Raw genomic sequence first — 12,946 nt, 5'->3', positions numbered from 1 at the left:
AGGACAGCGGCAGCCCGGCAAAAGGGCAAGGAGGCCGCTGAAAGCCGAAGGGCCGGCCCCGAAACGGGAGCCGGCCCAGGGGCGGGAGAACGTCAGGCGGGGCTGGCCGCGCGGACCTCGTCGGCGATGCGCTCGGCGACGGTGCGGGCCTGCTCCTCGGTGGCGGCCTCGACCATCACGCGGACGAGGGGCTCGGTGCCGGACGGGCGCAGCAGGACGCGGCCGGTCTCGCCCAGCTCGTCCTCGGCCAGGGCCACCGCCGCCTGGACCGTGGGGGCCGCGGCGCCGGCCTCGCGGTCGCCGACCTTCACGTTGATCAGGACCTGGGGCAGGGTGTGCACCACAGCGGCCAGGTCGGCCAGGGACTTGCCGCTCGCCGCCACCTGGGCCATCAGGTGCAGGCCGGTCAGCACGCCGTCGCCGGTCGTCGCGTAGGCCGGCATCACGATGTGGCCGCTCTGCTCGCCGCCCAGGGCCAGGCCCTTCGCGTTCAGCTCCTCCAGCACGTACCGGTCGCCGACCTTGGTCTCGAGCAGCGTGATGCCGTTCTGCTTCATCGCGATCCGCAGGCCCAGGTTGCTCATCACCGTCGCCACCAGGGTGTCGTCGGTCAGCGTGCCCGCGTCGCGCATCGCCAGCGCCAGGATCGCCATGATCTGGTCGCCGTCGACGACCTCGCCGGACGCCGTGACCGCCAGGCAGCGGTCCGCGTCGCCGTCGTGCGCCAGGCCCAGGTCGGCGCCGTGCTCCAGCACCGCCGCGCGCACCTTGTCCAGGTGGGTCGAGCCGCAGTCGTCGTTGATGTTGAGGCCGTCCGGCTCGGCGTGGATCGCGATGACCTCCGCGCCCGCCTCCTCGTAGGCCACCGGGCCGACCTCGCTGGCCGCGCCGTTCGCGCAGTCGACCACGACCTTGATGCCGGCCAGCGAGTGCGGCGTCGAGCCGACCAGGTGCTTGATGTAGTGCTCGGCGCCGTCGAGCAGGTCGTTGACCCGGCCGATGGCCGCGCCCGTGGGCCGTCCGATCAGCGCGTGCCCGTCCTCGATCGCCTTCTCGATGCGCTCCTCGAGCTCGTCGGGCAGCTTGGTGCCGCCCGCGGCGAAGAGCTTGATCCCGTTGTCGGGCATGGGGTTGTGCGAGGCCGACAGCATCACGCCCAGGTCGGCGCCGGTCTGCGCGACCAGGTAGGCCACCGCCGGGGTGGGCAGCACGCCGACCCGCACCACGTTGGCGCCGGCGCTGGTCAGGCCCGCGACCACCGCCGCCTCGAGCATCTCGCCGCTGGCCCGCGGGTCACGGCCGACGATCGCCAGCGGAGGGTGGCTGCCGTCGCTCTCGACCAGCACGCGGGCGGCCGCGACCGCCACGGACAGGGCCAGTTCGGGGGTGAGGAGGTCGCCATTCGCGAGCCCGCGTACGCCGTCGGTGCCGAAGAGTCGCCCCATGGCGGTGTCCTTTCGCCGGCGGCCCTGAAGGAGGACGGGCCGATCCGGGGTGCTTGCGTCGTTGAAGGGGAGGGAACGCAAACGGCCGGGCCGCGGCCCCCGAGGGGGCGCAACCCGGCCGTGTCAGACTCGGCGCAAAATCAGCGCTTCGAGTACTGCGGAGCCTTACGGGCCTTCTTGAGACCGTACTTCTTGCTCTCCTTGACGCGGGCGTCACGGGTGAGGAAGCCGGCCTTCTTGAGAGCCGGACGGTCGTCGGGCTCGTTGGTGATGAGCGCCCGGGCGATGCCGAGGCGCAGCGCGCCGGCCTGGCCGGTGATGCCGCCACCACGCAGGTTGGCGATCACGTCGAACTGCTCTTCCTTCTCAGCGGTGACGAGCGGCTCGCGGATGAGCTGCTGGTGCACCTTGCTGGGGAAGTAGTTCTCCAGGTCACGGCCGTTGCAGATGACCTTGCCGCTGCCGGGCACGAGGCGCACCCGGACGATGGCCTCCTTGCGGCGGCCGACGGTCTGGATCGGACGGTCACCGGGACGCGGGGCGCGGACCGGGGCCGGCGCGGGCGTCTCGACCACGACGACCGTCTCAGCGGGCTCCTCGACGGTCTCGACGACCTCGGGCTCGATGATGTCGGACATGCTGCTGCCTTCTCCCGCGCTCACTGCGCGATCTGGGTGATTTCGAACGGCTGGGGCTGCTGGGCGGCGTGCGGGTGCTCAGCGCCCGGGTAGACCTTCAGCTTCTTGATGATCTGCCGCGCGAGCTTGTTGTGCGGGAGCATGCCCTTGACGGCCAGCTCGATCGCCTTCTCGGGGCGCTTGGTGAGCAGCTCCTCGTAGCCGACCTGCTTGAGACCACCCGGGTAGCCCGAGTGGCGGTAGGCGACCTTGGTCTGCCGCTTGTTGCCGGTCAGAGCGACCTTGCCGGCGTTGATGATCACCACGTAGTCGCCGGTGTCGACGTGCGGCGCGAAGGTCGGCTTGTGCTTGCCGCGCAGGAGGTTCGCGGTGTGGGTGGCCAGGCGGCCCAGGACGACGTCAGAAGCGTCGATAATGTGCCACTGACGCTCGATCTCACCCGGCTTCGGGCTGTACGTACGCACAGAATTACCTTGTCTTGTCGTCGGTCTGGGGTCGCGCGCTGGTCGCGTCGAACGCGAACATCAAGCCTACCCCGGGGGGCACGCTCGCAGCTGTCGCACAACAGCAGGCAACAATACCCGGCTGCGCGGCGCGTGGTCAAAACGTGCAGGGTCACAGCGATCGGCGGCCCCGCCATCGCCTTCAGGAGCCCCTCGTGAGAAGCCCAGGCCGACGCGACCTCCAAACATATGCCCGTCCAGCATACCCGGCCTTGTGAACACGCCCGGCACCGGGATCCAAGGTCACGAAGGTCACAACCCGGCGACGGTTAGCAGGCTCGAAACAAACGGGACGCACCGGTGAAATTCCCCGGCGGCACGCTTCCGTCATGCCCATCGGTGCGGAGACCTCGACGACGCGGGCCGGCTCTCGCCGGCGCGCTCGAGGGCGGCGCACCATGGAAAGGCCACCGTCAGGGTTGAGGACGGACCTGACGGTGTACGCCGGACCGGTTCCCCGGTCGGGCGAAGAGAGGTCGCGGCGCGCGCCGGCCGGAGGTACGGCGGAGAACGCAGGCGTGACATGGGAGCGGGTCGACGCTGAGGACGGCGGGCTCCGAGCGTGCCCTTCGGTGGACCGGCCGGCCGCGTCGCGACTTCTCGACAAGAAGCAATGGTGATCATCCCGGCGGCCGCGCTGGCCGAGCCGGCCGCGGCGCTCTCCGGCTACACGGTCGGTGTCACCTCGGACCGCCGCCGCGACGAGCTGGCCGCCCTGCTGGAGAGCCGCGGCGCCCGCGTGGTGCTGGCGCCGGCGCTGCGGATCGTCCCGATCGCCGACGACGCCGAGCTGCGGGCCGCCACCCGGGCCTGCCTGGAGACTCCGCCCGACATCGTGCTGGTCAACACGGGCATCGGGATGCGCGGGTGGCTGGAGGCCGCCGAGGGCTGGGGCCTGGCCGAGCCGTTGCGCGCGGTGCTCTCCCGCGCCTATCTGGTGGCCCGCGGCCCGAAGGCCCGCGCGGCGGTGCGCTCGGCCGGCCTGCACGACCAGTGGTCGCCGGAGGGCGAGGGCTACGAGGAGGTCCTCGACCACCTCCGGGCCCGGGGCATCGCCGGCCTGACCGTCGCGATGCAGCTGCACGGCGAGAGCCAGCCCGAATACACCGAGGCGCTGCGCGAGGCCGGGGCCCGGGTGATCGAGGTGCCGGTCTACCGCTGGGCTCCGCCCACCGACCCGGCGCCGCTGCACCGCCTGGTCGACCTGATCACCGGGCGCCTCGTGGACGCGGTGACCTTCACCGCCGCGCCGGCCGTGACCGCCCTGATGCGCGCCGCCGGCCCGGGCAGCGACGCCCTCGTCGACGCGCTGCGCTCCGACGTCCTGGTCGCCTGCGTGGGGCCGGTCACCGCCGCTCCGCTGCGCCGCCACGACATCCCGGTGGTCGCGCCGCCGCGCGCCCGGCTCAGCGCCCTGGTGCGCACGATCGTCGACGAACTGCCCAAGCGGGCCCTCTCCCTGGAAGTGGCCGGGCACTCCATCACGTTGCGTGGCCACGCAGCGATCGTGGACGGAGAGCTGCGCCCGCTGGCGCCGGCACCGATGGCCGTCCTGCGCGCGCTGGCCGCGGCTCCGGGCCGGGTCCTGTCGCGGGCCGCCCTGCTGCACGCCCTTCCCCGGGGTGCGGACGAGCACGCCGTCGAGATGGCCGTCGCCCGCCTGCGAGCCGGGCTCTCGGCGCCCGGCGTGGTGCAGACGGTGGTGAAGCGCGGCTACCGGTTACCCGGGTGAAGGGCTTGCTCGAGGCGCGACCACTCACGCACGTCGCCGTGGTGGGGTGAGCGCTCTGGGCGCGCCGGCGCCCTGCTCACCCCGCCGCGGCCCTCGGCGGGAGCAGCGGTCCGCACGCCCCACCCACCTACGACCCCTTGATCTTGATCGTCAGCCCACGGGCGCGGGATAGCCGCCGGACTGCTCGGCCACCAGCGTCGCCATGGCGTGCTCGACGACGCCGACCAGCACCTGCTTGACCGAGTCGCGATGCCGCGCGTCACACATGATCAGCGGGACGTGCGGCGGGATCGCGAGCGCCTCCCGCACCTCCTCCGGCTCGTACCGGGGAGCGCCGTCGAAGCAGTTCAGCGCGACCAGGTACGGCAGGTGGCGGTTCTCGAAGTAGTCGAGGGGCGCGAACGCGTCAGCGATGCGCCGGGTGTCGACCAGCACGGCCGCACCGACCGCACCGCGGATCAGCTCGTCCCACATGAACCAGAAGCGGGTCTGCCCGGGCGTGCCGAAAAGGTAGAGGATCAGGTCGTCGGCCATGGTGATGCGGCCGAAGTCCATCGCGACCGTCGTGGTCCCCTTGCCGGGCACCTTGGACGCGTCGTCGATCCCCTGGCCGGCCGAGGTCATCACGGCCTCGGTGGTCAGCGGCTCGATCTCGGAGACCGATCCGACCAGCGTCGTCTTGCCGACGCCGAAGCCTCCGGCGATGACGATCTTCGCGGAGGTGATCTCCTTGGGTTGCGCCCCCGCCCGCTCAGAGCTTGCGAAGTCCACTCAACACCCTTTCCAGCAGATCCATCCGCTCCGTGAAACCAGTCTTGGGAGCGGCGCTGTGCAACGACAACAGCCCGTCGGCCACCATGTCGGCGACGAGCACCCGCGCGACACCCAGCGGCAACCGGGTGAGCGCCGAGAGCTCGGCCAAGGACTGCGCTTTCGCCTCGCACAGCACGGCTATGCGGTATTTGTCATGCCCGGCGAACCGGGCTTCTTGCAGGCCGGCCTGGCTGGCGACCAGTACGGCCTCGATCGGGATGTCACGGCGTGGTTCCGTCCGGCCGCGGGTGACCGCGTACGGGCGCACCAGGTTGCCTCGCGGGTCCTGTGGCTGGCCCATCCGGTTCTCACCCCGTTCCGGCGGTACGGCGACTAATGACTGACTGCTTCACGCGCGGCGGGCGAGAGGGCCGCGCCGACCCGCTCGACCAGCAACGCCATCTCGTAGCCCACCTGGCCGACGTCGCAGCTGCGCGCGGCGAGGACGGACATCGCGGAGCCGTCGCTGATCGACATGAGGAAGAGGTATCCGCTCTCCATCTCGATGATCGTCTGCTGCACGGTGCCGGCATTGAACATGCGTGAGGCCCCGTCGGTCAGGCTGACCACACCGGACGTGATGGCGGCGAGTTGGTCGGCCCGATCGGCCGGCAGGTCGCGTGAGGCCGCCAGCAGCAGGCCGTCGGCGGACACCGCCACGACGTGGGCGATGCCGGCGACGCTGTTGGCGAAGTTGTTGAGCAGCCAGCCCATGTCCTGCATGGTGGGGGGCCTGGTCACTGTTCGGTCTCCTTAGCCTGGAAGGCGGCGGACTCGGCGGTGCCGTCCGTCCGCCCGCGTTGCACTCCCCGGTGGTAGGCGGACAGCAACCCGCGCACCTCGTCGGGGCTGCGGCGGTTCTGGGCCCTGGGGCCGGCCTGCACGCCGCCGGGCACGAGCTGTGCCTGCGGGACGCGCTTGGGGAGGCCGGATTTCGTGGTCCCGGCGTCGACCGGTTCAGCCGCCGCCATGGCCCGCTTCCATCCCTCGTCCGCCGCGGTCTTCCATCGGTCCTCCTCAGCGGGGCGCTGCCTCGGGACCGACGGTCCATTGTGCTCGGTACGCTTCTCGGCCGGCTTCTCGGGGGCCGGTGCCGGCTGGGGAGCTGCCGGCTTGGGGGCCGCCGGCTTGGGCACGGTCGGGGGTGCGGCCTGCGCCACGCTCTCGTTGGGCGGCGGGCGGAAGCCCGCCGTCGGCATCCCGAACTGCTCCTGGCTCGCGCCTTCGTGGTTGCGGAACCAGCTCTGCTGCATCTGCACGAAGATCGGGGCCTCGCTGCGGTCCTCGGCCGGCGGAGCGACGGGCTGCGCCGGCACCGGGGGCATCGCGGCGAGCGCCGCGCCCCAGCCGCCGGTCGGCGCCGGCGGGGAGGAGACCGGCGGTGAGGAGACCGGCGGCGCGGAGGAGACCGGCGGGACCGGGGAGACCGGGGGCGCCGAGGAGACGGTCGGGGTGAAGCCGTTCATCGTCGGCGCGCTCTGCGTCTGGGCGATCGTCTTGGACACCCGGGTGGGCAGCGGCGGGCGGTTCGGCGTGGGCCGGACGTCCGGGTCGCTCGGCGGGCGCTGCGACGGGAAGACCGGCAGCGACGGGTGGGCCGGGAGCTCGGCGACCGGCTCGGGCTCGGGCGTGATGGTCGGCAGCGTGGCCGTCGCGGCGCGGGAGGCCCAGCCGCCCATGGTGGGCGCGCTCAGCTCGGGCCGCGGGCCGCCGAACGTGTCGGTGCGCCGGGGCAGCACGACGATGCTGCTCGGCAGGGTGACCTGGGCGACCGTGCCGCCCTCGAGGTTGGCCCGCAGCTCCACCTTGATCCCGTAGCGGGAGGCGAGGCGGCTGACCACGGCCAGGCCCATCAGGCGGAACGCCGCGACGTCCACATCGGGCGGTTCGGCGAGCCGGCGGTTGAGCTGGTCCATCTGCTCCTCGGACATGCCGAGCCCGCGGTCCTCGACCTGGATGACCACGTAGTCGCGGATGCGGCGGCCGTCGGCGACCACGATGGTGGTCGGCGGCGAGAAGCGGGTGGCGTTGTCGAGCAGCTCGGCGACGAGCCGGACCACGTCGTTGACGGCGAGCGCCGCGATCGAGATGTCGGTGTCGACGGTGCCGAACTCGATGCGGTTGTAGAGCTCGACCTCGGACTGGGCGGCGCGCAGCGCGTCGACCAGCAGCGCGTCCTCGCGGCGCGGCGGGCTCGAGTCGGCACCCGCGAGCACCAGCAGGTTCTCGTCGTTGCGGCGCATCCGGGTGGCGAGGTGGTCGAGCTCGAAGAGCTGGGCGAGCCGCTTCGGGTCCTCCTCGTTGCGCTCGATCTGGTCGAGCTCGCCGATCATCCGGTCGACCAGCGACTGACTGCGCCGGGCCAGGTTGAGGAACATCGTCGAGACGCTGGTGCGCAGCGCCGCCTGCTCGGCCGCGATGCGGACCGCCTCGCGGTGCACCACGTTGAACGCCTGGGCGACCTGGCCGACCTCGTCGCGGTTGTCCAGCTTGATCGGGTCGCGCACCTGGCGGACGATGTCGTCGGCGCCGCCCTCGCCGAGGTTGCGGGCGTCGCGCAGCTTGGCGACGGCGTCCGGCAGGTCGCGGTTGGCCACCGCGAGGGCGCCCTCGCGCAGCCGGCGCAGCGACATGTTGAGCGACCGGGCCAGGATGACGGCGAGCGCGATCGCGACGATCAGCACGAGCACCACCAGCGCCGACTCGATCGCGGCCTGCCGCACGACGGCGTCGCGGTCGTCACCGGCGGCCGCCACGATCTTGCTCTCGAGCTGCTGCTCGGCCCAGCGCATCAGGTCGACGACCGCGCCGAACGCGTAGGTGATGTCGGTGGCCGGCACCGCCTCGCCGCGGCCCAGCCGGCCGGCCACGCCGTCGACCAGGTTGACCGCGTCGCCGCTGACGACCTTGTCGGCGAGGGCGCGCTGCTCGCCGCTCGCGACCAGCGAGAAGGTGGTGAGCGCCTCCTGCTGGCTGGTCTGCGTCGCGATGAACGCGGTGCGCTGCTCCTCGCTGAGGTCGTCGGAGACCTGGGCGGCGTAGGAGACCGCCTCCTGCTCGGCGGTGCCCGCCTTGGCGCGGGCGAAGGCGGAGAGCGCGCGCAGGCTGTCGGCGACCTCGCCGTCGCCCGCGACCTGGCTGACCGACTCGCCGTAGGCGACCAGGTCGGTGATGACGACGCCGTAGCGGGAGACCGCCTCGGCGACCGCGATGCCCTCGCGCTTGCTCACCGCGGTGCGGGTCGCGTCCATCGTGTTGAGGTGATCGTCGATCCGGGCCAGGCGGTCGCGCACGGCGCCCGGCGGATCGCCGACGCCGGCGCGGTGGCCGCGGTAGACGGCGATCTGCGCGTCGGTGTTGCGGACCGAGGCGTCGTACGCGTCGGGGCGCGCGCCGGCGGGCGCGGCCAGGAACGCCGCGGCGGCCATGCGCTCGGTGTGCAGCAGCTGCGTCAGCGCCGAGATGTCGGTGTCGAGCTTGGTGAGCTCCTCGACCTGGCCGGCCTCGGAGGCGCGCTGCCCGATGTCGATGAGCCGCGTGGTGGCCAGCACGACGACGGCGGCCAGGGGCACGAGCAGGATCAACGCCAGCTTCGCCCGGATGCGGGCGTCACGCAGCCGGGGGAAGACACCACGGCGTGCCACCTGGGTCGAAGATCCGGTGCTCACGACTTCTCCTCCGTGGTCATCCCCGTGTCTCTTCGCCCGCCTGAGCGCTGCGGCCCGGGAATTTCATCAGAACGGACATCTGTTTGGGAAGCCCGGAAACTCCCCGAAACGAACGCGGAGTCCGACTGTTCATTGCACTGTCAGTTCCACATTCGACATTCGCGGCTCGTTGACGTGCTCGAATATCCCGACCGCGACAATCCGTGATTACTCGGTCACGATCAAATCCCAAGATTCCAACCAATATATGAGACAAGCGTCTCGCTCCATCGATGGACCTCTGCTTGACCAGGGGCCCTCACGTTGGCAAGGTTTGGCGCGTTCGAACGGACAACTTGTCCGTATCGCCTTTCTAGGAGGCAACCGCAGTGCGGCTCCCCCGCATCACCGCGGCAACCACCGTGGCATCGATGCTCCTCGTCGCCGGTGCGGCCGGCTGCTCCTCGGACGACGACCAGCCGGCAGCGTCCGAGGTCGTCACCATCGCCGCCGACCTCAACAACTCGTCGGCGGTCGACACGGCGTACGCGCGCGCCCTCCAGCTGCGGATCGAGCAGATCAACGCCTCGGGCCAGCTCGGCGATCGGCAGCTCAAGCTGACCACCCAGGACAACCGGAACGACCCGACGTCCTCGCTGCGCAACATCAGCGCCTTCGCGGACGACAAGTCGGTCGCCGCGATCATCACCGGCGCCTGCGACCAGTGCGCCGTCGGCGCGGCCAAGACGATCAACGACAAGAAGGTGCCGGTCATCTCGCTGGGCGCCGCCGAAGAGGTCGCCACCCCGGTCGCGAACCGCCGCTACATGTTCAAGATCGGCCCGAACCCCGCGGACAACGCCGCCGCGATGGTGACCGAGCTGACCAAGGCGAAGACCAAGAACATCGCGGTGCTGTACGCCGACGACCTGTACGGCCGCGGCGCGCTCGGTGCGCTCACCGACAAGCTGCGCGGCACCGGCATCAGCCGCCAGGCCGCCCGCGCGGTCAAGCCCACCGCCACCGACATCACCCAGGCGATCGGCACCCTCGCCGACGGCAACCCGAGCGCGATCGTCGTGCTGACCGCGCCCGACCAGGCCCAGCTCGCCGCGATCGGCGTGCAGCAGGTCGGCTACAAGGGCCGGGTCTACTTCGACGCCGCGGCGGCGAGCGACCTGTTCCTCCCGCCGGCCTCGGCCGCCGCCACCAACAACGTGCGGATGGTCTTCACCCAGATCCTGGCGATCGACGACGTCATCGCGACCACCCCGGCGAAGTCCTCGCGCAAGCAGTGGTTCCGCGACTACACGTCCCGCTACGGCAGCTACTCCGGCGTGGCCTCGTTCGCCGCCGACGCCGCCGACCTGATCGCCGACGCCGTGGCCCGGGTCGGCACCGACCGCGACGGCATCCGCGACATCCTCGAGACCTCGCAGGTCGACGGCCTCTCCGGCCCGATCCGCCTCACCCCGGACAACCACTCCGGCCTGATGCCGCAGGCGCTCACCGTGCTGGTGGCGCGCGCCGGCCGCTGGCGGCTGGCGTCGTGATCCGGATAGAGGGCGTCTCGCGCACCTTCACGGGCCGCTCCGGCACGGTCGAGGCGCTGCGCGACGTGAGCCTCGAGGTGGCCGACGGCGAGTTCGTGGCGGTGGTCGGCCGCTCCGGCTGCGGCAAGTCGACGCTGCTGCGGCTGATCGCCGGCCTGCTCCCGCCGACCGGCGGCCACATCGAGGTCTCCGGCGACCGCGTGGTCAAGCCGCGCCGCGACGTGGCGATGATGTTCCAGCGCCCGGCCCTGCTGCCGTGGCGATCGGTGCTCGACAACGTGCTGCTGCCGGTGCAGATCTTCGGCTGGCGCAAGGCCGAGTACCGCGACCGGGCGCACGACCTGCTGACGCTGACCGGCCTGGCCGGTTTCGAGAAGAGGCTGCCGCACGAGCTGTCGGGCGGCATGCAGCAGCGGGTGGCGCTGTGCCGCGCGCTGATCGGCCGGCCCCGCGTGATGCTGATGGACGAGCCGTTCTCGGCGCTCGACCCGCTGATCCGCGAGGAGCTGTCGGTCGAGCTCCAGCGCATCCACATGGAGCAGGAAGCGACCACCGTCTTCGTCACCCATTCGATCGACGAGGCGGTGCTGCTCGCCGACCGCGTGGTGGTGCTGAGCCCGCGGCCGGGCCGGGTCCGCGAGATCCTCGAGGTGCGCATCCCGCGGCCCCGCACGCTGGGCCGCACCGCCCATCTCGACGAGGTGGCCCGGTGCAGCGCCCAGCTCCATGATCTCTTGATGGCGTGAGCGGATCACGCTGCGTACATGGGTCCCCCTAAGCGGGATTTTGGACTGTCTTAAGAATCGGACGTCCCTGTGGCGTTCACGGGAGGGGATTCCGTAACGTGCCGGGCATGACTTTCCGCACCTGGGCGAAGTTGTTGGGTGCCACGTTCGGCGTTGCCGCGCTGGGCGGGGCCAGTCAGCTGGGGCTGGCCTACGGGCTGGGCGTGCTGCGCTTCACCCGCACCGTGGAGGTCACCGCGCGTGACGAGTGGATCGCCCAGCTGGCCTGGGTGGCCTGGTTCGCGATGACCGCCGCCGCGATCGGCGCCGCCGTCGGCCGCAGCCAGCTGCCCAAGCGCGCCCCGGCCGGCGCCCGCTTCGTCCCCGCGGTGGTCGCCGGCTTCGGTGCGGCCGCGATCCTCCCGCTCACCATGCAGCCGGCCCGCGGCCTGGTGGTCCCCGGCGTCGACCCGGTCTTCGTGGTGGGCGCGTGCGCCGCGCTCGGTGCCGCGGTCGGCATCTTCGCGGCGTACGCCGTCCTGCTCAGCGCCGTCGCCCGCTGGAGCGTCCTCACCCTGACCGTGGCCACGTGGCTCGTCGCGCTCGCCTCGGTGGCGCCGTCCCTGCGCCAGGGTCAGGAGCTTCCCTCGGCACGCCTCGGCGTGCTCGACCTGAGCGTCCTGCCCGACAAGGTGACCGACCAGGCCGCGCTCTTCACGATGCCGGCGCTCGCGCTGCTCTGCGGGCTGACCATCGGGCTGATCGCGCGCGGCCGCGGCCTGTCGACGCCGGCCATCGCGCTGGCCGGCCTGCCCGGCCCGGCGCTGCTCACGATCGCCTACCTGATCGCCGGCCCCGGCGCGGGCGCCGACCGCTACCAGGAGGTGCCCTACTGGGCGGCGATGACCGCCGCGGGCGCCGGGGTGTTCGGCTCCGTGCTGGCCGCGGTGCTCCGGCGCGGCCCGGCCGGCGCTCCCGGCGACGGCTCGCCGACGGCCGCACGCCCGCCGCTGCCCCGCCGCGACGCGCAGCCCGATTCGGCGATCGCCCAGGCCGCCGGCGGCCCGGCTCCCTCCGGCCCGGCGGGTGGTCCGCCGCCCGGCGCCGGAGCCGCCCAGGCGATCACCGGCCGCGCCAGCGTCGCGGCCCGCGCCGCGGCGGCCGCCCAGCGCCCCGAGCACGAGCTGCGCCCGTCGGACACCGGCGTGCTGCCGTCGCCCTCGTTCGACGGCTTCACCCCGCAGCAGGGCCGCCAGCAGCAACAGCAGCAGCAGGGCAAGGGCGGCGAGCTGACCGACTGGGTCAGCGGCCTGGGGCGGTAAAGCATAGACGAACGTCAATGGAATGATCCGCCAGGGAGGTACCGCGCGGCCTCCCCCGGGCCCCACGATGTCAGGCAATCGGGTCACCCACGACCCGCGACGGCATCGGAGTCCGATCATGACCTTTGACCGCCTCCGCCGGTTCCTCGCCGGCATCGCGATGGTGTTCGCCCTCTCCGGCACCGCCCTGGTGGCGCCGGCCGTGGTGGCACCCACGGCCACCGACGCGGCGCAGGCCGCCGTCTACAACAGCTGCACGATCTCGCGCTGCTCCGCGGCCCGCACCGCCCGCACCGGCTGGTCGTCACTCGGCTGGCCGACCGGCAGCGGCTGGTACTCGTGGCCGTACGGCCAGTACAACTACACCGGCGGCACCTTCCAGAATCGCGAGCAGCAGCTGCCCCTGAACGCCACCTACAGCGAGTACGACGTCTATCCCCGAGCCCGCGGCGCGGCCCGGGACGCGTACCGCATCGTGGTCAACCGGTCCACAAGGGAGACCTGGTTCACGCCGGACCACTACGTGACGTTCTACAAACTCTGAGACATCGGGCACGCTAGCTTTTTC

The 12,946-nt window shown here is 72.1% G+C and carries 12 protein-coding genes; 5 read left to right on the top strand and 7 right to left on the bottom strand.

Annotated features, from left to right (window positions below; genetic code table 11):
• Window positions 1-92 precede the first annotated feature (92 nt).
• From glmM to rplM, 3 genes are all read right to left on the bottom strand, one after another.
• Complete coding sequence (gene glmM / locus Ade02nite_RS13510; RefSeq protein ID WP_203761946.1) at window positions 93-1,445, bottom strand: phosphoglucosamine mutase; 1,353 nt, start codon at window positions 1,443-1,445, stop codon at window positions 93-95.
• 140 nt (window positions 1,446-1,585) lie between these two features.
• Entirely contained in the window at window positions 1,586-2,083 is a 498-nt protein-coding gene (gene rpsI / locus Ade02nite_RS13505; RefSeq protein ID WP_239168729.1) for a 30S ribosomal protein S9, read from the bottom strand.
• Between the two features lie 20 nt (window positions 2,084-2,103).
• Window positions 2,104-2,547 carry a 50S ribosomal protein L13 gene (gene rplM, locus Ade02nite_RS13500; RefSeq protein WP_203761945.1) on the bottom strand — a complete coding sequence of 148 codons (444 nt, stop codon included), beginning with the start codon at window positions 2,545-2,547 and terminating at the stop codon, window positions 2,104-2,106.
• Window positions 2,548-3,199: 652 nt separating this feature from the next.
• Between rplM and Ade02nite_RS13495 the strand changes: the two genes are divergently transcribed.
• The gene (locus Ade02nite_RS13495; RefSeq protein ID WP_203761944.1) at window positions 3,200-4,318 is read left to right on the top strand and encodes a uroporphyrinogen-III synthase; all 1,119 of its coding nucleotides are present in this window, start codon (window positions 3,200-3,202) and stop codon (window positions 4,316-4,318) included.
• A gap of 150 nt (window positions 4,319-4,468) precedes the next feature.
• Here Ade02nite_RS13495 and Ade02nite_RS13490 read toward each other — a convergent pair whose 3' ends face one another.
• From Ade02nite_RS13490 to Ade02nite_RS13475, 4 genes are read right to left on the bottom strand one after another with little or no spacing between them, the layout of a single operon-like run.
• Entirely contained in the window at window positions 4,469-5,089 is a 621-nt protein-coding gene (locus Ade02nite_RS13490) for a GTP-binding protein (protein ID WP_203761943.1), read from the bottom strand.
• Window positions 5,070-5,432, bottom strand: a complete 363-nt coding sequence (locus Ade02nite_RS13485) for a DUF742 domain-containing protein (RefSeq protein ID WP_127499757.1) — start codon at window positions 5,430-5,432, stop codon at window positions 5,070-5,072. The genes Ade02nite_RS13490 and Ade02nite_RS13485 overlap by 20 nt, the downstream gene beginning before the upstream one ends.
• A gap of 32 nt (window positions 5,433-5,464) precedes the next feature.
• Entirely contained in the window at window positions 5,465-5,872 is a 408-nt protein-coding gene (locus tag Ade02nite_RS13480; protein ID WP_203761942.1) for a roadblock/LC7 domain-containing protein, read from the bottom strand.
• Complete coding sequence (locus Ade02nite_RS13475; protein ID WP_203761941.1) at window positions 5,869-8,799, bottom strand: sensor histidine kinase; 2,931 nt, start codon at window positions 8,797-8,799, stop codon at window positions 5,869-5,871. Before Ade02nite_RS13475 ends, Ade02nite_RS13480 begins: the two co-directional genes overlap by 4 nt.
• 410 nt (window positions 8,800-9,209) lie before the next feature.
• Between Ade02nite_RS13475 and Ade02nite_RS13470 the strand changes: the two genes are divergently transcribed.
• The 4 genes from Ade02nite_RS13470 (at window position 9,210) to Ade02nite_RS13455 (ending at window position 12,922) form a co-directional block, all read left to right on the top strand.
• A complete protein-coding gene (locus Ade02nite_RS13470; protein WP_203761940.1) occupies window positions 9,210-10,331 on the top strand; it encodes an ABC transporter substrate-binding protein in 1,122 nt (373 codons plus the stop codon).
• On the top strand, window positions 10,328-11,077 hold the full coding sequence (locus Ade02nite_RS13465) for an ABC transporter ATP-binding protein (RefSeq protein ID WP_203761939.1): 750 nt from the start codon (window positions 10,328-10,330) through the stop codon (window positions 11,075-11,077). The genes Ade02nite_RS13470 and Ade02nite_RS13465 overlap by 4 nt, the downstream gene beginning before the upstream one ends.
• A 107-nt stretch (window positions 11,078-11,184) precedes the next feature.
• On the top strand, window positions 11,185-12,378 hold the full coding sequence (locus tag Ade02nite_RS13460) for a hypothetical protein (protein ID WP_203761938.1): 1,194 nt from the start codon (window positions 11,185-11,187) through the stop codon (window positions 12,376-12,378).
• Between the two features lie 118 nt (window positions 12,379-12,496).
• Window positions 12,497-12,922, top strand: a complete 426-nt coding sequence (locus Ade02nite_RS13455) for a ribonuclease domain-containing protein (protein ID WP_203761937.1) — start codon at window positions 12,497-12,499, stop codon at window positions 12,920-12,922.
• Window positions 12,923-12,946 lie beyond the last annotated feature (24 nt).

The organism is Paractinoplanes deccanensis (genome assembly GCF_016862115.1).
GTDB classification, from domain to species: domain Bacteria; phylum Actinomycetota; class Actinomycetes; order Mycobacteriales; family Micromonosporaceae; genus Actinoplanes; species Actinoplanes deccanensis.
The sequence above is the reverse complement of the archived record's forward strand: the minus strand, read 5'-3'. Positions and strand labels throughout refer to the sequence as shown.

Coding starts and splice junctions, on each gene's coding strand:
- Ade02nite_RS13495 (WP_203761944.1), top strand. CDS start 3,200: ATGGTGATCATCCCGGCGGCCGCGCTGGCCGAGCCGGCCGCGGCGCTC.
- Ade02nite_RS13460 (WP_203761938.1), top strand. CDS start 11,185: ATGACTTTCCGCACCTGGGCGAAGTTGTTGGGTGCCACGTTCGGCGTT.
- Ade02nite_RS13485 (WP_127499757.1), bottom strand. CDS start 5,432: ATGGGCCAGCCACAGGACCCGCGAGGCAACCTGGTGCGCCCGTACGCG.
- glmM (WP_203761946.1), bottom strand. CDS start 1,445: ATGGGGCGACTCTTCGGCACCGACGGCGTACGCGGGCTCGCGAATGGC.
- rpsI (WP_239168729.1), bottom strand. CDS start 2,083: ATGTCCGACATCATCGAGCCCGAGGTCGTCGAGACCGTCGAGGAGCCC.
- Ade02nite_RS13455 (WP_203761937.1), top strand. CDS start 12,497: ATGACCTTTGACCGCCTCCGCCGGTTCCTCGCCGGCATCGCGATGGTG.
- Ade02nite_RS13470 (WP_203761940.1), top strand. CDS start 9,210: ATGCTCCTCGTCGCCGGTGCGGCCGGCTGCTCCTCGGACGACGACCAG.